The following is a 22,743-nucleotide window of genomic DNA, read 5'->3' on the forward strand; positions in this document are numbered from 1 at the left end:
TGAATCGTTATTGTGATCTCCAACTTGTTTTGGAGAGAAGCAGATTACTTCGCTTTCATTCGTAATGACGTATCAATTATATTAAATAATATTCATGAAAAAACTTTTAATCATTCCGTTAGTACCCTTATTTATAAGTTGTAGTGTCCGTGAAAAGCCTTTCTTTGTAAAGATTGATACTATGAAAGTAGCATCTTCTTCCTTAGAAAATATTGTACTGACGGCAGATGCATACTTTATCAATAAAAATGATATTGGTGGAAGTTTGGAAAGCAAGAATATTGATGTAATTATCAATAATACCACAGTAGCCAAAATGAGTTCGGAGATATTTGAAGTGCCTGCGGGCGAAGAGTTCACCATTCCACTCAAAGTGGTTATTCCCACAAAAAAAATATTAGACAATAAAGAAAGTGGTGTTTTAGGAGGTATTTTAAATAGTATCCTCAACAAAAAGATCAATGTACAGTACAAAGGAATAATTACGTATCATAAACTCGGTTTTTCCTATGATTATGAAGTAGATACCACACAAGAAGTTAAAATTAAAATCTAGTGCTCAATACACACGAAACATATATGAAACGCTGCTTGCAACTGGCCAAAAATGGTTTAGTTGCTGCCATGCCCAATCCTTCCGTTGGCGCTGTCATTGTTCATAACGACGTGATCATTGGCGAAGGCTATACAAGTGCGTATGGAGGAAGTCATGCAGAAGTCAATGCTGTTCATTCTGTAAAAGATAAATCGCTACTTAAAGAAGCTACGATTTATGTTTCACTTGAACCGTGTAGTCATTTTGGGAAAACACCGCCATGTAGCGATTTAATCATAAAACATCAAATTCCGAAAGTGGTAATTGGTACCATTGATCCATTTGCAAAAGTAGCTGGTCGTGGTATTCAAAAGCTAAAAGATGCAGGTCGTGAAGTCATTTTGGATGTTTTGAAAGAAGAATGTATTGCTTCCAACAAACGATTCTTTACTTTTCATCAACACAAACGCCCATATATTATATTGAAATGGGCACAAACATCTGAAGGCTTTATTGATAAAAGTAGAAACGAAAACGATCCTGTGCAGCCGAATTGGATCACCAACCAATATTCACGTCAATTGGTTCATAAATGGCGAAGTGAAGAAGCCGCAATTTTAGTTGGAACAAATACAGCAATTACAGACAATCCAAAGTTAAATACGCGCGATTGGCAAGGTAAGAGTCCTGTGCGAATTGTGTTGGATAAATCACTTCGAATTCCAGAACATTACAGCTTGTTTGATGCATCTGTAAAAACCATTGTATTGACGGAACAAGAAAAAGTTTCTTCTGAAAACCTCATCTTTGAGAAGATTGATTTTTCTCAAAACCTGGCGCAGCAAATCTGTGAAGTTTTATATCGTCACAATTTGCAATCTGTTATTATTGAAGGTGGCAAGCAAACTTTACAAACTTTTATTGCTGCCAATTTGTGGGATGAAGCCCGAGTTTTTACAGGAAGTGTTTCGTTTACTGATGGAATTCGAAGACCAAATCTAAAAGGAAAATTACAATCCGAAACCCTCATTTTAGACAATTTATTACAAACGTATATCAATGATTAAAAATATAATTTTCGATTACGGAGATATCTTTATCAACCTAGACAAAGCTGCAACCAATCGTGAGTTGCACAAATTGGGAATTGATGACTTTACTCCTGAAATGATTGCAATAAATCAGGCGTATGAAAAAGGATTGATTTCTACAGAAGAATTTGTCAATTTTTATCACGAACAATTCCCAAATACAACCAAAGAAGCGTTGATTGATGCCTGGAATGCTATTTTGCTCGATTTTCCAAAACATCGTATGGAATTCATCAAACAATTGGCAAAAGACAACAAGTATCGCTTATTTATATTAAGCAATACCAACGATTTGCATATTTCATGGATTCAGGAAGATTGGGGAATGGAATTGTATACGGAATTCAAAAATTGTTTTGAGCAATTCTATTTATCTCATGAAATTCATTTCCGTAAACCAGATGCAGCTATTTACGAATTTGTACTAAATGAGAACAAGCTAAAAGCGGAAGAAACTATTTTTATTGACGACACGACTGAAAATACAGAATCAGCTGCAACACTCGGAATTCACGTATGGAATTTGATTCCTGGCTTTGAAGATATCGTTGATTTATTCACACACAAAAAGTCACTATTTTGATTTACCTTATCCTAAGTGTTTTTATTTCGAGTTCGTTATTTGTCATCTTTAAACTATTTGACAAATATCAAGTCAACACATTTCAAGCCATTGTGATCAATTATATCACGGCGTTTTGTTGTGGGTTTTTCTTTTATGGAAATGGTATCACGCTTACGGAAATGATCGAGCGTCCTTGGAATATTGGTGCCATCATATTAGGTGGCTTGTTCATCTCTGTGTTTATCTTAATGGCTTTGACGGCACAACGCAATGGACTTTCTGTAGCTTCTGTTGCTGGAAAGATGTCAGTTGTTATTCCAGTGATTTTTGCCGTAATCGTATACAAAGAACATTTGAGCACATTGAAAATAGCAGGAATTCTTCTGGCTTTACTCGCTGTATATTTAACAACCGTAAAAAATGATGGCGGCACCTTTGATCGTAAAAAACTACTGTATCCTATGCTACTATTTTTAGGTTCAGGAGTTATTGATACTGCCATAAAATATATAGAAACTAACTATGTTGCCAAAGGTGAAACGCCTATCTTTTCTGCGGGGATTTTTGGTTGTGCTTTCCTTGCGGGAATCATCATTCTATTTTTACGACGTGATTTTAAAATTACAGGAAAGACTATTTTGGGAGGAATATTGCTTGGAATTCCGAACTTCTACTCTATTGTATTTCTTTTAAAAGCCTTACGTCCAGAACATATTGGCGATAGTTCTACGGTATATCCAATCAACAATGTGGCAATTGTCATGTTATCCACTATATTTGGTATTATCTTATTTAAAGAAAAACTTATTGTTAAAAACTGGATTGGAATTGCCATTGCTATTATTAGTATTGTGATGATTGCGATTTCTGCTCAACCTGTAAATGCTTAATATTTGGAAATAAAAGACACATACAAAACCATTGATGTAGCTTCGGAAGAAGTATTATTTAAAGACAGAAACAGTAAGTTTTTTGGCTATGCATTTCCAGTTTCTAATGAAGCAGATATTAAGAAACATTTAGAAGCCTTGAAGAAAAGTCATCATACAGCGCGCCATTGGTGTTATGCTTGGCAATTAGGGAAAAGTGAGCCGTTTCGTTTTCGAGCTAACGATGATGGCGAACCTTCTAACAGTGCAGGAATGCCAATTTATGGACAAATTCAGTCTTTTGATGTCACCAATATATTAATTGTAGTCGTTCGTTATTTTGGTGGTACCAAATTAGGCGTTGGCGGATTAATCAACGCATATCGAACAGGAGCACAAATGGCTTTGGAAGTAGCTGACATTAAAGAAAAAACCATCAATATTGACTATTTACTCATCTTCGATTACAAGAACATGAACAAAGTCATGCGTGTTATCAAAGAACGAAACCTTAACATTACAGCACAACAACTGGAAATGGATTGTCGTATTACTATTTCCGTTCGTCAAAAAGATGCACAACAGATTTTTGACTTGTTTACCAATATGTATGAGATTCAGATTAAATCACTAGAAGAAATAGTTTAACTACATCCGCCACAACCACCACAACCGCTGCAGCTTGAACATCCACTATCAAATACTGAACAACCTGAAGCATCAAATTGTGTATCAAAAGAATCTAATGTATCATCTAGATACGATTGGAAAGAAGTACCATTGTCAAAATCATCACTAAACAAATCATTGTGTTCATAAAAATCCATATGTAGATTCCAGTAACCATAATCATCAGACTCGCTATTTGATTCTGACCTCTTTTGTGCTAACAGTTGTTTATCAATATTTTTCAGAAGTTCAAAATTCAAATTCTTCAATAAAAATATATTGCCTCCTATGGTTAACAATATTTCCAAAGCTTTCTCCTTATCATTCTCTAAAAGATGATTGATTTTTGAATCAACTTCTTTCAAGTAGTTTGAAATTTCTTTTTTAGTTTTCTCGCCTTGTTTATTCAATCGAATCATTCCGAATAAATTCAAAAAAAAGGAACTTTTCAGAAAAGCATCTAGGTTTCCCGTTTTCTTTACTTTTTTCTTGTAGCCTATACTTTTTCCTGTTGCTTCATAACCGATCTTCACAAAATGATGAAACAATATTTGAATATCGTCTTCTTCTTCAAAAGGAGTTGTATAAATTGATTCATGCGGATTGGGTTTACAGTTAGCAAAGTTTTTCCCTTTTTCTATATATGTATAAACTCTACTATCATTCCTAGGATGTGATTGTTTTTCAACTTCCACAATCTTAATCACTTTTTTAAGTAACAAATCCATGAAAGTCAATTTCATTAAATCTTTAAATGAAGCTGTTCTATTTTCTAAAATAAGTTCCGTTTCTGCTGGTGTCAATATTGAAAGTAATCTCATGAGCGCTTCAATAATAGTTTAGGAAATATCCAGTTTTTATGTCGATTAACACGTGTAAAGTGATTTTCTTTAAATCGTGTTTCTACATCTACCCAAATATGCTTTGGTGGCTTCTTTTTAAACACTGATTCGTAAAACTCAAGAGTTTTGAGATATTGATCTTTAAACAAAGGCTTTTGTTCTGCTCCCTTAGTTGGACCATGATGAATATCTTTTTGGATTGTATTTTTGCAAAAATCTATCCAGTAGGATTGTGTATATAATAAATGTAAATGCCAAACTTGATCAATTTGATCAGATGGTGTTAATGGAAAATCTGCAATCAATATGAGGAAGAGAAACTTTTTATATTCAAAAACAGCTTTTATAGCGTATTCAATTGTCCAATTATTCTCTCTTGCTAGTCGATCCGTAAATGTAAAAGAAGAAGTAGGATCATCAATTTCAAAATTTCTGATTTTATTCCACAATACAATTTGTTCTTCTGTCATAATTTTAAGTTGCCTGTACAATTAGAATAATTTCAGACCAAAAAGTTACACATCAGAAGTCAATTGTCGATAATTTTTCGATCAAATGCTCAGGGCATTTCATAGGTCTTTTGGTTTCCATATTAATGAATGCCAAAACCGTGTTAGCTTCTGTAATAATTTCCTTACTTTCGTTCAAAATCACATAGTCAAATTCAATCTTAACAGACGGCAACTTTTTAAGAGTAGTTCGTACCGTTAATTCATCGTCATAATAAGCAGATTTTTTATAATTAATTTGAATAGAAATTACAGGGAGCATCACTCCCATTTCTTCCATTTCCCTGTAGGAGATACCTAAGGCGCGTAACCACTCAGTCCGCCCCATCTCTATAAATTGCACATAATTTCCATGATAAACTACACCCATTTGATCGGGTTCTGCATAACGGATTCTTGTTTTTATTTCGTGACTTCTCAAAGTTTTTTTTATATATGTTATGTTAACGAATTGTAAAGAAATTGTTTTCAATCATGCGAAAAAAATTCAAGAAATTCAATAGATATCAAGTTTTTTTTTCACTTTTTTTTTCACATATTTGTTCACGCTAAAAAATAATGGAAAAAACCCCGATTTTCTTTTTTTCCTACACCTAATAATAACAATTTTAACGACAATAAATGAGTGTAACTGCGCAATCAGTATGGGATAACTGTCTGTCTTTCATAAAGGACAACATTCAACCACAAGCATACAAGACTTGGTTTGAGCCTATAAAGCCTGTAAAGTTAACAAATAAAGCGCTAAGCATTCAAGTTCCCAGTAAGTTTTTTTACGAATGGCTCGAAGAGCATTATGTGAAGTTGTTAAAAGTAGCTTTGGTAAAAGAATTAGGGAATACTGCTCGATTAGTGTACATTATTAAGATGGAAAATACGTATGGTAACAAAAAGCCATTTACGGAAAAAATCCCAAGTGCAAATCGCAGCAATGTAAAAGCACAAGAAATTGATGTGCCAATTAAAAATAAAAGTCCTGAACTGAAAAATCCTTTTATCATTCCTGGTATCAGAAATGTTAAGATTGAGTCTCAGTTAAATCCAAATTATAATTTTGACAATTTCCTAGAAGGTGACTCTAACCGTTTGGCGCGTTCTGCTGGAATGGCCGTTGCTAACAAACCTGGAGGAACTTCGTTTAATCCACTTCTAATTTTTGGAGGTGTTGGTTTAGGTAAAACACATATTGCGCATGCAATTGGTGTTGAAATTAAAGATAAATATCCCGAAAAAACAGTATTGTATATTTCTGCTGAGAAATTTACACAACAATATATAGAATCCGTAAAGAAGAATACACGTAATGATTTTATACATTTTTATCAATTAATTGATGTATTGATTATTGATGATGTGCAATTCTTCTCTGGAAAGTCTGGTACGCAAGATGTATTTTTCCACATCTTTAATCACTTACACCAAAATGGAAAGCAAGTGATTTTAACTTCAGATAAAGCTCCTGTAGATATGCAAGATATTGAACAACGCTTATTATCTCGTTTCAAATGGGGACTTTCTGCTGAATTACAAACACCAGATTTTGAAACACGTGTTTCTATTGTTAAGAATAAGTTATATCGTGATGGTGTTGAAATGCCTGATGACATTATTGAATATGTTGCCAAAAACATCAAAACAAATGTTCGTGAACTAGAAGGTGCTATCATTTCATTGATTGCGCAGTCTTCTTTCAATAAAAAAGAAGTAACGATCGAATTAGCGAAACAAGTTGTAGAAAAGTTTGTAAAGAATACCAAACGAGAAGTTTCTATAGATTATATCCAAAAAGTAGTTTCCGATTATTTCCAAATGGATGTTTCTACCTTACAATCAAAAACACGTAAGCGTCATATTGTACAAGCGAGACAATTAGCTATGTTTTTTGCGAAGAAATTTACAAAAGCTTCTTTGGCTAGTATTGGGTCTCAAATTGGAAAGCGCGATCATGCTACTGTACTACATGCCTGCAAAACGGTTGATAATTTGTCATCTACTGATAAGCAATTTAGAAAGTACGTTGAAGATTTAACTAAGAAACTTTCGCTGTAAATTCCACCATATGAAGACTAAAATTTTAATGGTTTGCTTAGGGAATATTTGCCGATCTCCTTTAGCGGAAGGAATTTTAGCATCTAAACTTGACCCTACTAAATATTTTGTAGATTCTGCAGGAACAGCAGGTTATCATACTGGTGAACTTCCTGACAGACGCTCTATTGCTATAGCAAGACAATACGGATTAGACATTTCCCACCAACGATCGAGAAAGTTTGTTAGAAATGATTTTCAAACGTTTGATTACATCTTCGCCATGGATCAATCGAACTATACTAATATTTTAAGGTTAGCTGAAACTCAGGAAGATCGTGACAAAGTTCAAATGATTTTGAATCAAATCAGTCCAAATTCCAATGCCGAAGTTCCTGATCCATATTACGGCGGCGATCAAGGTTTTGAAAATGTATATCAAATGTTAGACGAAGCCTGCTCAGTTTTTGCTAAAAAAATTCCTTAGACTGTTCATATTCAAAATAGTATGTGTTATTTTTTGTATCTTTCTATAAATTAGCAATCTACTTTGTTATGAAATACACCTTCGCCTTAGTTCTCTCGAACTAAACACACCTTTTTCCTAGGCTGAGTATATCAAACAAGGTTAAAAGACACAACCTATGAAAAAGAAATTACACCTATTACTAGGGATACTATTCCCTATGCTATTATCTGCTCAAGGGATCGCTATAACCCCATTTGCCACTGGCTTTTCACGACCCGTAGACATCAAACACGCAAACGACTCTCGACTATTTATTGTGGAGCAAGATGGTGTGATCAAAATTTTGGACGATCAAGGAAACACAAATGCCACACCTTTTTTAGATATTGACACACGTGTTCGCTCTACTAGTAATGAACAAGGCTTACTTGGTTTAGCTTTTGATCCAAATTACACTACAAACAATCGCTTTTATGTAAATTATATCAACAATAGCGGCGATACCGTTATTGCAAGATTCACAACTTCAGCAAATCCAGATATTGCCGATGACACTTCTGAAGAAATTCTATTGACCGTTTCTCAACCATACACCAATCATAACGGAGGTTCTTTAGCTTTTGGAACCGACGGATATTTATATATTGCTTTAGGTGATGGCGGAAGTGGTGGCGATCCTGATAATTATGCACAAAATTTACAATCGCACTTAGGAAAAATTTTGCGAATTGATGTGAGCAGCACTACTGGATATACAGTTCCTTCAACGAATCCTTTTGTGGGAAATCCTGCTGGATTGGATGAAATTTGGTCTTATGGATTACGAAACCCTTGGAAAATCTCTTTTGATAGCGATAATGGCGAATTATGGATTGGCGATGTAGGACAAAACAATCGAGAAGAGATTAACAATGTCCCTATTGTAAATACAGGTTATAATTTTGGCTGGAGATGCTATGAAGGAAACGCCACATTTAACACCTCTGGTTGTCCAGTAGCAGCCACTACCACTTTTCCTGTAGCAGAATACAATTACGGAGGAAGTCCGTTTCGATGTTCTATTACTGGCGGCTATATTTACAGAGGAAGCATGTTTCCAAATATACAAGGATGGTACGTTTTTGCAGATTATTGCAGCAACGAACTTGGTCTGTTAGAACCTACTCTAGGGAACACCTGGAACTTAACTATGACAAATTCTGGTTTTTCTCCTAACATTTCCACGTTTGGAGAAGATGTGAATAAAGAATTATATGCAGCTGGATTGAGCAATGGAACAATCTATAAAGTATTTGACCCAACTTTAAGCGTTCCTGAAAATTCACTTACAAACAACTTTCAATTGTATCCAAATCCTGCGAAAGACTATTTCCAGATTAACAATCAAAATAGAGCTTTAGCACTCAAAGAAATAGCAATATTTTCGTTTAACGGAAAATTGATTTCTACCACAAAAATTACAACTGAAAATCAAAATATTACGACAGAACAACTTACAGATGGAATCTACATTGTACAATTAATTTCAAATAATGGCAACGTTTCGTATCATAAATTAGTTAAAAATTAGTTTTATTTGTAATAATCAAACTCCAAATCTATGCAAGTACCAAACGGAATTTTATATTTGATTCCAACTACTTTAGGTGATAACGAACCTTTGGAAGTATTGCCGTTGTCCGTAAAGAAAATCATTGAAGCTACGAATCATTTTATTGTTGAGAACGAAAAAACTGCACGTCGATTCATAAAAAAGATCACCCCAAAAAAAGTGCAACCTTTATTGGAATTGCATGTATTGAATAAATATACACAAGACCAAGAGTTACCTGCCTTTTTAGAAGCTATTTATCAAGGAAAAAATGTAGGATTGCTTTCTGAAGCTGGCTGTCCTGGTGTTGCTGATCCGGGCTCGGAAATTGTAAAAATTGCACATGAAAAAGGAATTCGCGTTGTTCCACTTGTTGGACCATCTTCTATTTTAATGGCAATGATGGCATCAGGAATGAATGGACAGAATTTTGCATTTAATGGATATTTACCAATTGATAAAGACGAACGTAAACGCGCTATCAAACAATTGGAAAAACGCGCTATTGATCTTCAACAATCACAAGCATTTATAGAAACACCGTACCGAAACGATAAATTATTAGCAGATTTAATAAGTACACTTTCTGCAAATACACGCTTATGTGTTGCTTGAGATATTACACTTGCTACCGAATATATTCGAACGCTGACTATTAACGAATGGAAAAAGACTTCTGTGAATTTACACAAGCGACCAACCATGTTTGTGATAGATAAGTAGATTGGTTAGACTTGTTAAACTCACTGATGCTTTAGACTTTTAAATCGCTTACGCTACTCTATTTTAGATATGTCTTTGCGATAAGCATAGCTCCGTGGCAATCTAGTTCTTTAATAATAGCATTTTCTTTGTAGTGACTTTTAAGATGTTATAAACAAACTAATTGCTTTCAAATCTTCTATCAAAAAGTTCGATTTTAAAACTTTAGGTTTTAGATTAACAGACTTGTTTTACTTTCAGATTCTTCTTGTTTTTAATGCTAATTCTCCCAATTAGAATGTGATTCTTATGCCATTTTGAATTACTCCTAAAACTTGACCTACAAACTTTAAAAACCTCAAATCATCACTTCGAGTGGTTTTTCGAAATAAAATGAGGAAAAAATGTATCGAGAAGTACTTTAAAATATTAGACTACGAATACTGTATCTTGAATTATTTTTAAAACTAAAAAACTTTAAAAGTCTCTTAGATTATTTAATTCAGATTATCAGATAAATTTTAACTTAATTATATAAAATAAAAAAACCTCAGCATATAATTATACTGAGGTTTTTTATCTATAATGTTAACCAAATTTGAGTACAACCAACCAAACTTATACTCTTGCTTTCTTGTTGGCTTTAATTGATGAAACATCATATCCAGCAAATCGCTTCATATAATATTTCACAGTTGTACCATAAGCATCAGAAAATCCATGTTTTCCTCCACTTCTTAAATACTTCTTTACACTTCCAGGTCCTGCTAAGTGTGCCGCAGCCAAAATTCCTGACTCTGTTACAACTACACCGTTGATTCGCTTACCTACTGAGCGTTGAATGTCTCTTCTAAGAATCCACTTATTCCTTGAGGCGTTGGCTTCAAAGGCTCTCTCTTGTAACTTTGGATCTTTTAAGAATGCTTGCGGATTATAAATTCCGATAAGTTCTAATGTTCCTTTTCCAAATTGGTACTTTCCGAGATAACCTAAGGTATTTACCACAAAGTAATTTCCCTGAGATTCTTTAAATGCTACTGCTTCTTTAAAGCCCAAATATCTTTGTCCTGTAAACGGAATTGGCGCTTCCTCGAAGTAGTCGTCACCTATGGGGTTTACTGTAAACAGTTCAGGTGACATTTTATGATTTTCAATATTATTTTTAAGAACGTTGGCTTCTTTTCTTGAAGTGAAACCGAAACTTACAAATGTTAAAATAGCTATTAAAATTGAGAATTTTATTGCTCTTTTTCCCATAAAATTTGATTTCTTTAAGACTTACTAATTCGAGAATTAAGCTTAAAATTTCAGCGTGCAAATATAAGACTCTTTTTTTTAAAACCAAATTATTTCGTTAAAATTATATTAAAAATAGATTGAATGAAACTTAAACTCACCTAAACTATTGATTTCCAATGTTGGAGCAGGTATTTTGATGAAGTTTATAACGTCAAAAATACTATTAAGAAACTTCGATTTTGTCTGTATTTTTGTTAAATCAATGTCAATACTGAAATAAAACTGCCGAAAACGTTTGAGTTCTGGAAAAATCTCGCGTTGTGTCTCCATAGTTCCTGCTACCAATCCATCTGCTCCATACCCAAAAGCAACATTGAACCATTTGGGAATTTTACTTTGTTTAAAAAAGGAATGTACGTTGGCACTTAACCAATAGGTTTGTCCATTATAATCTTTTAGAGTTTCTTCTAAAAAACCACTTCCAAGCTTATTTGGTCTTAATTCGGCAAATCGTGTTCGATGAAAAGAATACTTTAGTTTGATGCGTTGCTCATTCCATAATAACTCCTGCCCTACGTATAAGCCTGTTCCGAGTCCGTTAGCAAGCACATCGCCCCAAGAACCTCCCCATTCAGCAGAATATCCATCCATGACTTCTACGGCCGTTAAAAAGCTAAATCCGAGCGTTGCTCCAAAAATTAATTGATTTTTCTTTGAAACGCCACTCCATCTGAGTACTTCAGCTCCAATGTTTCCCACATAATAAGAAGTAAAGACATGTCCCGCTTTATCCATTTGCAACCACTCATTATTATCATTAATAAATTTAAAAGAAGAGCGCGGAAAATCTGCATACCAAATTCTATCCAACCCAATTAATGTCACTGTTGCTAATGAAGCTTCTGTAATAGCCACAAAATTACGTCTTGGTTTGTGCAAAGTATCAGAAGCTACCCAAAAATTAGGCGGTGTTAGTTGTGCACTCGCAGTGTTTGCGATACAGACTAAAAAGAGGAATCGTAAAAGTAGTTTCATCAACTATTGCTGATTTTGTTGTTGACTATTCTTAATCATAAAGTCTCTAAATGCTTCTGCAGTGGTACTCCAAGGCATTTTATAGGTTCCAGGTTTGTATATATCTCCGTTGACAAGTTTTTTTTCTTGTATAAGTTTTTTTAGAAACATTGAATTCGACAAAACTATTGAAAGTTCTTTTTTTGTAGCTTCAATATATTTGGAGATTTCTTCTGCCCTTTCCCACGATTTATTTGTATCAGGAATTACGACATCAACCAAAACACTTTTATCTAACAATGTTTTTACGATATCGTTACTGTTCATTCCTTTTCGAATGATATACTTTCCCCCTTTTACTCGCTTTTTATATCCAAGTTTTGCTGCTAGCGTCTCAAAAGCATCTATATCAGTTAACAAAGGTTCTAAATCTTTTTTAACATATTCAAAATTTGCATCCGAAGGAATGTAAATATACGCTACTTCATTTTTAAACGCAGTAATGGGTTTAAATATGGTTTGCGAAATGTTGTACATAATATAGCAACCTCCCAAGATTCCAAGAATCAAAATTCCAATCAATATTTTACGTATGTACATTTAGTTAAGTTTTTGATAAAGGAGTTCGTTTTTAAATTCGCCGTTTACAAAAGTCCAATCTTTTTTGACACCAATTTGCTGAAAATCCAAACTTTCAAACAATTTAATACTTGCTTCATTGTTCTCTCCAATATTTGCATAGAGTTGATGCACATGTAAATGTTTGAAAGCATAGTTACAAACTAATTGCAATGCTTCTTTTCCGTATCCTTTGTATCTAAATTCTTTTTTAGCAATCAATAAACCAACACCGACACGTTTATTTTTTGGGTCAAATTCAAAAAGGTCAATCAAACCAATATTTTCCTTTTTATTACTTACCATCACCAAGCGTAATTGTTTCGCTTCATAAATATCTTGATGTGCATTTTCCAAATACTGTTTGATTAAGAATCGTGAGTATGGAGTTTGTGTCGCACTGATTTCCCAAATAGTTTCATCATTTTCTATCTCATAGATAAAATCTAAATCTTCTGGTTCTAATGCGCGTAAATATAGTTTTTCACCTGTAAGTGTTAGCATGAAATTTCTCCTTTAAATACTTGTGTTGCTTTTCCTTTTAAAAAGATGTTTTTGTATGCATTTGAATCATATTCATATGATACTTTTAATGTACCACCTTCTACTTGCAAAAGTACTTCGTTTGCTGTTGTTTCTTTTAAATGATGCATTGCCAAAGCTACTGCAGTTACACCAGTTCCACAAGAAAGTGTTTCATCTTCCACACCTCTTTCGTAGGTTCGGACTCTAAATTCGGTATCTGAAATCTTTTTTACAAAGTTTACATTGCTACCTTCTTCAAAATAAGGCGCGCCATAACGAATTGTTGCTCCTTCTTTTTTAATATCAAATTGTTCAATTCCTTCTTTGAAAGTGACGTGATGTGGCGAACCAGTATCTAAAAACACATGATTTTCATGATCTTCTATCATTGTGACGTCTTGCATTTGCAAATGCACAATATCATCTTCTAATGTAGCATAATGCTTTCCATCAATAGCAACAAACGTAGTTTCTTGCTGAATGACTCCAAGAAAATTCGCGAAAGCTACAATACAACGTCCACCATTACCACACATCGTACTTTCATTTCCATCCGAATTGTAGTATACCATTTTAAAATCACAATCTGCATCGTTCTCCAAAAGGATTAAGCCATCAGCGCCAACGCCAAATTTTCGTTCGCACAAATGGTGTACAAGTTTGGTATCATTTTTGGGAAATATATCCTGTCGATTATCAACAAGAACAAAATCATTTCCTGTTCCTTGATATTTATAAAAAGATAGTATCATGTATTGCTTTTGATGGCAACAAAAGTACAAAATAAAAGATAGGAAATTATAACGAAATTGCTTTAGAAAATCACATTTTTACAGGAATCTGTATGAATCCGACAAAGTGTAAATTATATTCGTTTTAAGTCCATTTTAACAGACTTATTAAAATTGAGTTAAAGTGTCGTTAAAGTTGTAATGCGACTACAATAAATATGTAATTTTAAGTGTTATAAGAAGACAAAGACATTAGAATTATTCATAAAAATCAATAAATAAAATAACTAAATATGAAAAAATTTGCAAGTTTACTATTGGTTTCTGCATTAGGAGGCGTTATTAGTATTGGAGCTTATAAATTTCTTTCAGAATCCCCTGAAAAAGTTGAGCAAGCTTCTGTTGTTGAACAAACATCTTATATTCCAACGAATTTTGTAAATAGTCCCACAAAGACAACTACTACAAATGCAGCTACGGCAGGTATTGATTTTACTGTTGCCGCTGAAAAAACTGTAAATGCAGTTGTTCACGTAAAGAATAAAGTAACAAGAGTTGCTCCAAGAAGCATTTGGGATTTATATAATGGTACGGGAAGACCTGAAACTCAAATAGGAACTGGTTCTGGAGTAATTATTACACCAGATGGACATATTGTTACAAACAATCATGTTATTAAAGGTTCAAATGAAATTCAGGTAACTTTAAATAACAATAAAAATTATGTCGCAAAATTGATTGGAACTGATCCTAATATGGATATTGCTTTATTAAAGATTGATGCAGACGAAGAGTTGCCTTTTATTTCTTTTGGTAATTCTGACAATGCCAAGATTGGAGAATGGGTTTTAGCTGTTGGGAATCCTTTTAATTTAACCTCTACTGTAACTGCAGGAATTATTAGTGCCAAAGGAAGAGATTTAAATGAAGGAGATAATTTAAGTCAATCATTTATACAAACAGATGCTGCTGTAAATCCAGGAAACTCTGGTGGAGCTTTGGTAAATACAAATGGTGAATTGATTGGAATTAATACAGCTATCACCTCACAAACAGGTTCTTATATTGGATATTCGTTTGCGGTACCAAGTAATATTGCACAAAAAATTGTAGCCGACTTATTAGAGTTTGGCGATGTACAAAAAGGATTGCTCGGTGTTTCTGGTGGATCATTGAATGCCGTTGTTGCTGAAAGAATTGGCACCACAGAAACAGAAGGTTTTTATGTTGGCAAGGTATTTGCCGAATCAGGAGCAGAGGAAGCTGGAATCCAAGAAGGCGATGTTATTAAAAAGTTAGACGAAGTTAAAATTTCAAACTTTGCAGACTTGTCAGGGTATTTAAGCTCTAAGCGCCCTGGAGATGTTGTAAATGTTACGGTAATGCGAAACGATGATTACGAAACATTGGCAGTTACTTTGACAAAAGAAGAGCGAGCAAATTCTGTAAAGCTGATGAATATGCAGCTAGAGAATTTAAGCAAAGACGATGCTTCAAAATATGAAATAGATTACGGTTTAAAAGTTACCGATAACAATAACAAACAATTATATCAAGAGCTAGGAATTACGCCAGGATATATTTTAATAGAAGTGAATGGTAAAAAAGTGCAATCTGCGCAAGGATTACAAAACTTTATCGACTCATACGGCGAAGATCAGGTTCGCATCTTAGCATTCATAAATCCGAAAGGACAATACGAGCGTTTTATCTTTCGATAAAAAGTGCCAACTCTATATAGTTGAAAAGCGAGACACCTTTAAAGTGCCTCGCTTTTTTTATGTTTTCTTTCGTATTCTTTCAAAATCAAGTATTTCTGATTCTGCCCCTTAATATAAAAGTTTTTTTGACGTGTTTTCTTAGCCTCGAATACGTAGCTAAAATTCTATATTAAAAAAACTTTTTCTTTTGTTTACGAAAACGTTTGAAATTGTATACTTTTGCGCAAAATTTTAAACACAACTCCACAAACGTAAGACTATGAGTTTTAATGAAATTTATGAAAAGGAACTCACTTTTCAAGCAGATAGAAGACGTGCTACTGTTGAATTCATCAAGAATGTAAGCGATTTATGGTATGATAAATCAATTGAACTTGTACTTTTTAGAAATCAACTAATTGACAGAAATGTTAGTGAAATTTTAAATCTTCACGAATATGCTGGTCAATTTGTACAAAAACCTATCTCAATTTTTGATACTGTAGAAATTGCACAAGCGATTGCTAAGATTGATCTTCCGCCATCCAAAATTGATATAGGAAAATTAACGTATGAGTATCACTTAGAAGACAATCAGTATGCAGACGCTACTTCGTTTGTAGTTGACAAATTAAAAGACGCTAAGAAATCTTCTGAAATTACACCAAAAGATGTTGTATTATATGGTTTTGGTCGTATTGGACGTTTATTAGCTAGAGAATTAATGGTACGAACTGGACGTGGAAATCAATTGCGTTTACGTGCTATTGTGACACGTGGTAAAGTTGACGCTACAGTTCTTGAAAAAAGAGCTTCGTTGTTACGTAACGATTCTGTTCACGGGGAATTTCCTGGTACGGTTGGTATTGATGTTGAAAATTCAGCGTTAATTATTAACGGAACTACAGTTCATATTATTTCTGCAAACGGACCAGAAGAGATAGACTATACAAGCTACGGAATTAATGACGCACTAATTATCGATAACACAGGTGCTTTTAGAGATAAAGAAGCTTTGGAAAGACACTTAGTACCAAATGGTGCTGATAAAGTATTGTTAACAGCTCCTGGAAAAGGAGTTCCTAATATTGTATATGGTGTAAACCACAAAGAACATAATCCTGATGAAGTGAATGTTTGGTCTGCTGCTTCTTGTACAACAAATGCAATTACACCAGTTTTAAAAGTGATTGAAGATTCTTTCGGATTACGTCACGGACACTTAGAGACAATTCACGCATATACCAATGACCAAAACTTGGTAGATAACATGCACAAGAAATACCGTCGTGGTAGAGCTGCTGCGTTAAATATGGTGATTACAGAAACTGGAGCAGGAAAAGCAGTTTCTAAAGCATTGCCATCATTGGAAGGAAAATTAACTTCAAATGCTATTCGTGTTCCTGTGCCAAACGGTTCACTTGCAATTTTAAATTTAGAAATTGACAATGCTACTTCTTTAGAAGGTGTTAATACAATTTTAAAGAAATATGCTTTAGAAGGTGATTTAGTTGAGCAAATTAAATACGAATTGAACGATGAATTAGTTTCTTCTGATATCGTAGGCTCTTCTGCTCCATCAATATTTGATAGCAAAGCAACCATTGTTCGCGAAGGTGGAAAAAATATCATTTTATATGTATGGTATGATAATGAGTATGGATACTCTCATCAAGTAATGCGATTAGCGAAATACATTTCTAAAGTAAGACGTTTTACCTATTACTAGTAAACAATAATATACATGTAAAAAGAGTCTCACTTTAGAGACTCTTTTTTTATTCTTAAAATTCATACAATAAATAAAAATATCTTCGTTTATTTGTCAACTCTTATTAAAAACATGAAAAGACGATGAAAGTGAAACACCTACTCCCTGTACTTGCGCTATGTTTTTCTCTTTTTGTAAACGCACAAAACGTAGCCAAAAATGCAAATTTGCAATTAAAAGATGGACCAATTAAAGAACAATTTGAGTTCATTTTAAAAAACTCTAATAAATATCAAAACTACAAAGTAGTAAAACGCGTTTGGATTGAAAAACTTCAACGAAATGTGGCAGATTCTATTAATGCAGTTCAAAAAGACTTATCTACGGAAATAGCAAAAGTAGCGACACAACAAACTGAAATTGAAAAATTAAAGTCTGATTTGGCTACCGTAAATCAAAAAATTGAAGATTTAAACACCGAAAAAGATAGCATGTCATTGCTAGGTTTGCAATTTAGCAAAGGCAATTATCAATCCTTAATGTGGGGAATTATTGGAGTGTTGGCTATATTATGGTTATTTTTTACGTACCGATTTAGAGCTAGCAACGCTATTACCAAAGAAGCAAAAGCGAAACTGGCTGAAACTGAACAAGAATTTGAAGAACATCGCAAACGTGCTTTGGAACGTGAGCAACAAGTACGTAGAAAGCTTCAAGACGAAATCAATAAGAATAAAAACTAATACATCATGCGTATTGACATCATTTCTGTAGTTCCTGATTTAATGAAAAGTCCTTTTGAAGCTTCTATCTTGAAAAGAGCTATTGATAAAGGTATTGTGGAAATTCATTTTCACAACTTACGCGATTATGCTACTGATAATTATAAGTCAATAGACGATTATCAGTTTGGCGGCGGTGCAGGTATGGTGATGATGGTTGGTCCAATAGATCGTTGTTTGACAGATTTAAAATCGCAACGTGAATACGATGAAGTCATTTATATGACGCCTGATGGAAAAACCTTGAATCAAGGAATTGCCAATCAGCTTTCGTTAAAAGGAAACATTATTATTTTGTGCGGACATTATAAAGGTGTAGACCAACGTGTACGCGATCATTTTATTACGAGAGAAATTTCTATTGGTGATTATGTACTTTCTGGAGGTGAATTAGGAGCTGCGGTTTTATGTGACTCAGTCATACGATTAATTCCAGGTGTATTGGGTAATGAAACTTCTGCCCTTACCGATTCGTTTCAAGATAATTTATTAGCTCCTCCTGTATATACAAGACCTGCAAAATATAATGATTGGGAAGTGCCTGAAGTATTACTATCTGGTAATTTTCCAAAAATTGAAGCTTGGCGCGAAGAACAGGCTTATGAACGTACAAAGAAGTTACGACCAGATTTGTTGGACGACTAGTCATAGACACGCAATGCTTTTAGATCGCTTGCGCTCTTAGATTTTTAGAGACGCTTCGCTTTAGATTCTTGGCTGTTGGCTGTTGGCTGTTGGCTGTTAATGTGTTCTTTTGATTACCAAGACCAAACTTCTTAACTAATTTGTTTTTTATTTCATGAGACTTACACTAAGCAATTCACAATCAACAAAGACACTTTTACATTTAAAATTTGAGATTTAGTATTTGAGATTCAAAAAAAATGATTATTTTTGCACTCAATTTTGGATTAACCTCTGGCGATAGACGTGAATGTTGGTTCAAATCAACCTTTATAAAAAGTTTAAAATGGAAGCTTTAATTAAATTTGTACAAGACGAATTTGTAACAAGAAAAGAATTTCCTGAGTTCGGAGCAGGAGATACAATTACAGTATACTACGAAATTAAAGAAGGTAGTAAGACACGTACTCAGTTCTTTAGAGGAGTTGTAATTCAACGTAGAGGTTCTGGATCATCAGAAACATTTACAATCAGAAAAATGTCTGGAACTGTTGGAGTTGAGCGTATATTCCCAGTAAATTTACCAGCACTTCAAAAAATCGAAGTTAACAAAAGAGGTAAAGTTCGTAGAGCACGTATCTTCTACTTTAGAGGTCTTACAGGTAAGAAAGCTAGAATTAAAGAAAGAAGAATTAAGTAATTCCTTTCAAAAATATATTACTAAAAAGTCTTGCAAATTTGCAGGACTTTTTTGTTATTAACAATTGTTAACAACTTCGGTTTATATCTTGTTGATTTCTAACTCCTTATATTTCTTGCTTTTTAAAAAACTTATACTACATTTATAAAAGAATTTACAAAAAGTGGTGTAAACTACTTTCTATAAATCCTAATGAACGTTCTATCAGTTGTTATTTTAATAGGTTTTCTGGAAATGATTTTTGGGTACAAATGATCATCAAAGAAAATGAAATTCTATTTCCAATATAGCTTGCTATAATGGGCTTAAGGAATATCACCGAAATTTATTGGTATTGCTAAGATGCGAATAAAGTGTTACATGAGATTGAATTCCGCAAAGAGCAAAAAATCATGTAAAAGGACAAATCACTAAAGTAGATCTGTACAAGTAGGTATATTAAAAAACAGCAGAAGTAAGTTTCAAAAAGGTAAAACGCCAATAACGACGAGACTTATTTCATAACTGAAGTGATGTATTATAAAATGAATTAGCTGAGAAATTAGTAAAAACATTTGTAAAAACACATTTCAAAAAAGCCATGTCAAGGTAAGTAATTACAATGATATGGCTTTTGTCTTTTATAAATAAACATTAACTTCTCATACTAGGTTAGTTATCATTACCTAAATATCTTATCATTTTGTATATTTGCCATTCGTAAAAATTACATCCAATTTATACCAAAATTATATCTACAATACATATGGCAAAATCAACAAAGATTATCTATACAAAAACTGACGAAGCACCAGCATTAGCAACACATTCATTATTACCAATTGTAAAAGCATTTACTGCACCGTCTGGTATTGACATCGAAACAAAAGATATTTCTTTAGCAGGAAGAGTTTTAGCAAATTTCTCAGAGTACTTAACTCCAGAACAACGTGTAAACGATGCGTTGGCTGAATTAGGAGAATTGGCTAAACAACCAGAAGCAAATATTATTAAATTACCGAATATTAGTGCTTCTGTTCCTCAGTTAAAAGCCACTATTGCAGTATTAAAAGCAAAAGGATTTGCGATTCCTGATTATCCAGAAGAAGCAGAAACTGCAGAAGATAAAACAATTCTTGCAAAATATAACAAAGTAAAAGGTTCTGCTGTAAACCCTGTTTTACGTGAAGGAAATTCAGATCGTAGAGCGCCAAAAGCTGTAAAAAATTACGCAAAGAAAAATCCACATAGCATGGGCACTTGGTCATCTGACTCTAAGACGCATGTATCTACGATGGGCGCTGGTGATTTTCGTTCTAATGAAAAGTCAGTGACTGTTGAAAATGCTACTTCTGTAACTATTGAACATACAGACGCTAGTGGAAATAAAATAATTTTAAAAGAAGGTATTGCATTATTAGCTGGTGAAGTAATGGATGCTACAGTAATGAGCAAAAAAGCATTGCTTGCCTTTCTAGAAAGAGAGATTGCTGATACCAAAGAAAAAGGAATCTTATTCTCACTTCACATGAAAGCAACGATGATGAAAGTAAGTGATCCAATCATTTTTGGACATGCAGTTCGTGTGTACTTTGCAGATTTGTTTGAAAAACACCAAGCAACTTTTGAAGAAATTGGAGTTGATGTAAATAATGGTTTTGGAAACTTATTGAATAATTTAGATGAGTTATCAGCTGAAAAGAAAGAAGAAATCGTAGGTGACATAGCAGTTGCTATGGAAAATGGTCCTGATATCGCGATGGTAAACTCTGATAAAGGAATTACAAACTTGCATGTTCCTAGTGATGTAATTATTGATGCCTCTATGCCTGCAATGATTCGTAACTCTGGACAAATGTGGGATGCAGATGGAAAAACACAAGATACAAAAGCTGTAATTCCAGATAGTAGTTATGCCGCTTTATACCAAGCTACAATAGATTTCTGTAAAGAAAATGGTGCTTTTGATCCTACAACTATGGGAACTGTTCCTAATGTTGGATTGATGGCTCAAAAAGCTGAAGAATATGGTTCGCATGACAAAACTTTTGAAATTGCTACTGATGGAACTATACGAGTTGTGGATGCTGAAGGAAATGTATTAACGGAGCATGCTGTTGAGACTGGAGATATTTGGAGAATGTGTCAAGTAAAAGACGCTCCAATTCGCGACTGGGTAAAACTAGCTGTAAGTAGAGCAACCGCTACAGGTTGGCCAGCAGTTTTCTGGTTAGATTTAGAAAGAGCACATGATGCTGAATTGATCAAGAAAGTAAACGAATATTTAAAAGATTATAATACTGACGGATTAGAAATTCATATTCTTCCATTAGCAAAAGCTACACAATTCACGCTAGAACGTATCAAAAAAGGAGAAAATACCATCTCAGTTACTGGAAACGTATTACGTGATTACTTAACTGATTTATTCCCTATTTTAGAATTAGGAACAAGTGCTAAAATGTTATCTATTGTTCCATTAATGAACGGTGGAGGATTGTTTGAAACTGGTGCTGGTGGATCGGCTCCAAAACACGTGCAACAATTTAATGAAGAAGGTCATTTACGTTGGGATTCTTTAGGTGAATTCTTAGCATTAGCGGTTTCTTTAGAACATTTAGGTTCTAACTATGACAATGCAAAAGCAATCGTTTTGTCAGAAACATTAGATGATGCAACTGATATGTTTTTAGAGAATAAAAAATCTCCTTCTCGTAAAGTGAACGAATTAGATAATAGAGGAAGTCACTTCTACTTATCATTGTATTGGGCACAAGCATTGGCTGCGCAAGATACAGATGCTGAGTTAAAAGCACGCTTCACTCCTATTGCAGCACAATTAGCTGACAACGAAGAAAAAATTGTAACGGAACTAAACGATGCACAAGGTGCTCCAATGGATATTGACGGATATTATATGCCAAGTGACGAATTGACTTCAAAAGCAATGCGTCCAAGTGAAACATTCAATACTATTTTAGCTTCGATTGCTTAAGTAAATACAAAATATTATATATAAAGCTTCTTATTCGTAAGGAGCTTTTTTTTTCTTAATGATTTATTAATTGAGAATATTAACTATAAAAGCCCCCTCTAAACGAGATGCTCTTTAAGGGTAATCAGTTGCCAAGATTATCGAATTACCCCTTTTTTAACCTTTATAAATTATGTGTTGTAAATTTTCAGATAAAAGTGGACTAGTTAAAGGATATTAATATAGGAGAGTTTAATATCTTCAAAGCATGCTTTG

22 protein-coding genes and 1 pseudogene are annotated in these 22,743 nt (G+C 33.7%); 15 read left to right on the forward strand and 8 right to left on the reverse strand.

Going from position 1 to position 22,743, the window contains the following annotated elements:
* The first annotated feature begins 94 nt into the window (after window positions 1–94).
* From MK119_RS18605 to MK119_RS18625, 5 genes are read left to right on the forward strand one after another with little or no spacing between them, the layout of a single operon-like run.
* Complete coding sequence (locus tag MK119_RS18605; RefSeq protein ID WP_290681962.1) at window positions 95–556, forward strand: hypothetical protein; 462 nt, start codon at window positions 95–97, stop codon at window positions 554–556.
* Window positions 556–1,602, forward strand: a complete 1,047-nt coding sequence (gene ribD, locus MK119_RS18610; RefSeq protein ID WP_290681965.1) for a bifunctional diaminohydroxyphosphoribosylaminopyrimidine deaminase/5-amino-6-(5-phosphoribosylamino)uracil reductase RibD — start codon at window positions 556–558, stop codon at window positions 1,600–1,602. The genes MK119_RS18605 and ribD overlap by 1 nt, the downstream gene beginning before the upstream one ends.
* On the forward strand, window positions 1,595–2,209 hold the full coding sequence (locus MK119_RS18615; protein WP_290681968.1) for an HAD family phosphatase: 615 nt from the start codon (window positions 1,595–1,597) through the stop codon (window positions 2,207–2,209). The genes ribD and MK119_RS18615 overlap by 8 nt, the downstream gene beginning before the upstream one ends.
* Window positions 2,206–3,081, forward strand: a complete 876-nt coding sequence (locus MK119_RS18620) for an EamA family transporter (RefSeq protein WP_290681971.1) — start codon at window positions 2,206–2,208, stop codon at window positions 3,079–3,081. Before MK119_RS18615 ends, MK119_RS18620 begins: the two co-directional genes overlap by 4 nt.
* Before the next feature lie 3 nt (window positions 3,082–3,084).
* Window positions 3,085–3,708, forward strand: coding sequence for a YigZ family protein (locus tag MK119_RS18625; protein ID WP_290681975.1), 624 nt, complete (start codon window positions 3,085–3,087; stop codon window positions 3,706–3,708).
* On the opposite strand, the gene MK119_RS18630 is transcribed toward MK119_RS18625, so the two are convergent.
* Genes MK119_RS18630 through MK119_RS18640 form a run of 3 tightly spaced genes read right to left on the reverse strand, consistent with a single transcriptional unit; the run spans window position 3,705 to window position 5,501 of the window.
* Window positions 3,705–4,550: a hypothetical protein gene (locus MK119_RS18630; RefSeq protein WP_290681978.1), complete on the reverse strand. Its 846-nt coding sequence runs from the start codon at window positions 4,548–4,550 to the stop codon at window positions 3,705–3,707. The two genes, MK119_RS18625 and MK119_RS18630, sit on opposite strands and share 4 nt — an antisense overlap.
* Entirely contained in the window at window positions 4,547–5,041 is a 495-nt protein-coding gene (locus MK119_RS18635; protein ID WP_290681981.1) for a hypothetical protein, read from the reverse strand. Before MK119_RS18635 ends, MK119_RS18630 begins: the two co-directional genes overlap by 4 nt.
* Window positions 5,042–5,093: 52 nt before the next feature.
* Window positions 5,094–5,501, reverse strand: coding sequence for a thioesterase family protein (locus MK119_RS18640; RefSeq protein ID WP_290681983.1), 408 nt, complete (start codon window positions 5,499–5,501; stop codon window positions 5,094–5,096).
* Window positions 5,502–5,701: 200 nt separating this feature from the next.
* Between MK119_RS18640 and dnaA the strand changes: the two genes are divergently transcribed.
* The 4 genes and pseudogenes from dnaA (at window position 5,702) to MK119_RS18660 (ending at window position 9,891) form a co-directional block, all read left to right on the forward strand.
* Window positions 5,702–7,129, forward strand: a complete 1,428-nt coding sequence (dnaA, locus tag MK119_RS18645) for a chromosomal replication initiator protein DnaA (RefSeq protein WP_290681985.1) — start codon at window positions 5,702–5,704, stop codon at window positions 7,127–7,129.
* 10 nt (window positions 7,130–7,139) lie between these two features.
* A complete protein-coding gene (locus MK119_RS18650) occupies window positions 7,140–7,595 on the forward strand; it encodes a low molecular weight protein-tyrosine-phosphatase (protein ID WP_290681987.1) in 456 nt (151 codons plus the stop codon).
* 157 nt (window positions 7,596–7,752) lie between these two features.
* Window positions 7,753–9,147 carry a PQQ-dependent sugar dehydrogenase gene (locus MK119_RS18655; RefSeq protein WP_290681990.1) on the forward strand — a complete coding sequence of 465 codons (1,395 nt, stop codon included), beginning with the start codon at window positions 7,753–7,755 and terminating at the stop codon, window positions 9,145–9,147.
* 30 nt (window positions 9,148–9,177) lie between these two features.
* Window positions 9,178–9,891: pseudogene (locus MK119_RS18660) on the forward strand (SAM-dependent methyltransferase).
* Window positions 9,892–10,488: 597 nt separating this feature from the next.
* On the opposite strand, the gene MK119_RS18665 reads toward MK119_RS18660, so the two are convergent.
* From MK119_RS18665 to dapF, 5 genes are all read right to left on the reverse strand, one after another.
* Window positions 10,489–11,127 carry a hypothetical protein gene (locus tag MK119_RS18665; RefSeq protein WP_290681993.1) on the reverse strand — a complete coding sequence of 213 codons (639 nt, stop codon included), beginning with the start codon at window positions 11,125–11,127 and terminating at the stop codon, window positions 10,489–10,491.
* A gap of 108 nt (window positions 11,128–11,235) precedes the next feature.
* Window positions 11,236–12,144, reverse strand: a complete 909-nt coding sequence (locus MK119_RS18670) for a DUF2279 domain-containing protein (RefSeq protein WP_290681996.1) — start codon at window positions 12,142–12,144, stop codon at window positions 11,236–11,238.
* A 3-nt stretch (window positions 12,145–12,147) separates the two neighbouring features.
* Window positions 12,148–12,723 carry an endolytic transglycosylase MltG gene (locus MK119_RS18675; RefSeq protein WP_290681999.1) on the reverse strand — a complete coding sequence of 192 codons (576 nt, stop codon included), beginning with the start codon at window positions 12,721–12,723 and terminating at the stop codon, window positions 12,148–12,150.
* Window positions 12,724–13,245, reverse strand: coding sequence for a GNAT family N-acetyltransferase (locus tag MK119_RS18680; RefSeq protein WP_290682002.1), 522 nt, complete (start codon window positions 13,243–13,245; stop codon window positions 12,724–12,726).
* Window positions 13,239–14,018 (reverse strand): diaminopimelate epimerase, encoded by a 780-nt coding sequence (gene dapF / locus MK119_RS18685; RefSeq protein WP_290682005.1) that lies wholly within the window; start codon window positions 14,016–14,018, stop codon window positions 13,239–13,241. Before dapF ends, MK119_RS18680 begins: the two co-directional genes overlap by 7 nt.
* 272 nt (window positions 14,019–14,290) lie before the next feature.
* Between dapF and MK119_RS18690 the strand changes: the two genes are divergently transcribed.
* The 6 genes from MK119_RS18690 (at window position 14,291) to MK119_RS18715 (ending at window position 22,488) form a co-directional block, all read left to right on the forward strand.
* Entirely contained in the window at window positions 14,291–15,718 is a 1,428-nt protein-coding gene (locus MK119_RS18690; RefSeq protein WP_290682008.1) for a trypsin-like peptidase domain-containing protein, read from the forward strand.
* Window positions 15,719–15,977: 259 nt separating this feature from the next.
* Window positions 15,978–17,426 carry a glyceraldehyde-3-phosphate dehydrogenase gene (locus tag MK119_RS18695; RefSeq protein ID WP_290682011.1) on the forward strand — a complete coding sequence of 483 codons (1,449 nt, stop codon included), beginning with the start codon at window positions 15,978–15,980 and terminating at the stop codon, window positions 17,424–17,426.
* Between the two features lie 125 nt (window positions 17,427–17,551).
* Window positions 17,552–18,151: a tRNA (guanine-N1)-methyltransferase gene (locus MK119_RS18700; RefSeq protein ID WP_290682013.1), complete on the forward strand. Its 600-nt coding sequence runs from the start codon at window positions 17,552–17,554 to the stop codon at window positions 18,149–18,151.
* A gap of 6 nt (window positions 18,152–18,157) precedes the next feature.
* Window positions 18,158–18,835: a tRNA (guanosine(37)-N1)-methyltransferase TrmD gene (gene trmD / locus MK119_RS18705; protein WP_290682016.1), complete on the forward strand. Its 678-nt coding sequence runs from the start codon at window positions 18,158–18,160 to the stop codon at window positions 18,833–18,835.
* A gap of 325 nt (window positions 18,836–19,160) precedes the next feature.
* Window positions 19,161–19,514: a 50S ribosomal protein L19 gene (rplS, locus tag MK119_RS18710; protein WP_290682019.1), complete on the forward strand. Its 354-nt coding sequence runs from the start codon at window positions 19,161–19,163 to the stop codon at window positions 19,512–19,514.
* Window positions 19,515–20,259: 745 nt separating this feature from the next.
* Window positions 20,260–22,488 (forward strand): NADP-dependent isocitrate dehydrogenase, encoded by a 2,229-nt coding sequence (locus tag MK119_RS18715; RefSeq protein ID WP_290682022.1) that lies wholly within the window; start codon window positions 20,260–20,262, stop codon window positions 22,486–22,488.
* The last annotated feature ends 255 nt before the right edge of the window (window positions 22,489–22,743 follow it).

Source organism: Kordia sp., from assembly GCF_022447245.1.
Lineage (GTDB): Bacteria > Bacteroidota > Bacteroidia > Flavobacteriales > Flavobacteriaceae > Kordia.

Bases quoted from the DNA above. Each gene is read 5' to 3' on its own strand.
- MK119_RS18605 (WP_290681962.1), top strand. From the start codon at position 95: ATGAAAAAACTTTTAATCATTCCGTTAGTACCCTTATTTATAAGTTGT.
- MK119_RS18615 (WP_290681968.1), top strand. From the start codon at position 1,595: ATGATTAAAAATATAATTTTCGATTACGGAGATATCTTTATCAACCTA.
- MK119_RS18630 (WP_290681978.1), bottom strand. From the start codon at position 4,550: ATGAGATTACTTTCAATATTGACACCAGCAGAAACGGAACTTATTTTA.
- MK119_RS18635 (WP_290681981.1), bottom strand. From the start codon at position 5,041: ATGACAGAAGAACAAATTGTATTGTGGAATAAAATCAGAAATTTTGAA.
- dnaA (WP_290681985.1), top strand. From the start codon at position 5,702: ATGAGTGTAACTGCGCAATCAGTATGGGATAACTGTCTGTCTTTCATA.
- MK119_RS18650 (WP_290681987.1), top strand. From the start codon at position 7,140: ATGAAGACTAAAATTTTAATGGTTTGCTTAGGGAATATTTGCCGATCT.
- MK119_RS18655 (WP_290681990.1), top strand. From the start codon at position 7,753: ATGAAAAAGAAATTACACCTATTACTAGGGATACTATTCCCTATGCTA.
- MK119_RS18665 (WP_290681993.1), bottom strand. From the start codon at position 11,127: ATGGGAAAAAGAGCAATAAAATTCTCAATTTTAATAGCTATTTTAACA.
- MK119_RS18670 (WP_290681996.1), bottom strand. From the start codon at position 12,144: ATGAAACTACTTTTACGATTCCTCTTTTTAGTCTGTATCGCAAACACT.
- MK119_RS18675 (WP_290681999.1), bottom strand. From the start codon at position 12,723: ATGTACATACGTAAAATATTGATTGGAATTTTGATTCTTGGAATCTTG.
- MK119_RS18680 (WP_290682002.1), bottom strand. From the start codon at position 13,245: ATGCTAACACTTACAGGTGAAAAACTATATTTACGCGCATTAGAACCA.
- dapF (WP_290682005.1), bottom strand. From the start codon at position 14,018: ATGATACTATCTTTTTATAAATATCAAGGAACAGGAAATGATTTTGTT.
- MK119_RS18690 (WP_290682008.1), top strand. From the start codon at position 14,291: ATGAAAAAATTTGCAAGTTTACTATTGGTTTCTGCATTAGGAGGCGTT.
- MK119_RS18695 (WP_290682011.1), top strand. From the start codon at position 15,978: ATGAGTTTTAATGAAATTTATGAAAAGGAACTCACTTTTCAAGCAGAT.
- MK119_RS18700 (WP_290682013.1), top strand. From the start codon at position 17,552: ATGAAAGTGAAACACCTACTCCCTGTACTTGCGCTATGTTTTTCTCTT.
- trmD (WP_290682016.1), top strand. From the start codon at position 18,158: ATGCGTATTGACATCATTTCTGTAGTTCCTGATTTAATGAAAAGTCCT.
- rplS (WP_290682019.1), top strand. From the start codon at position 19,161: ATGGAAGCTTTAATTAAATTTGTACAAGACGAATTTGTAACAAGAAAA.
- MK119_RS18715 (WP_290682022.1), top strand. From the start codon at position 20,260: ATGGCAAAATCAACAAAGATTATCTATACAAAAACTGACGAAGCACCA.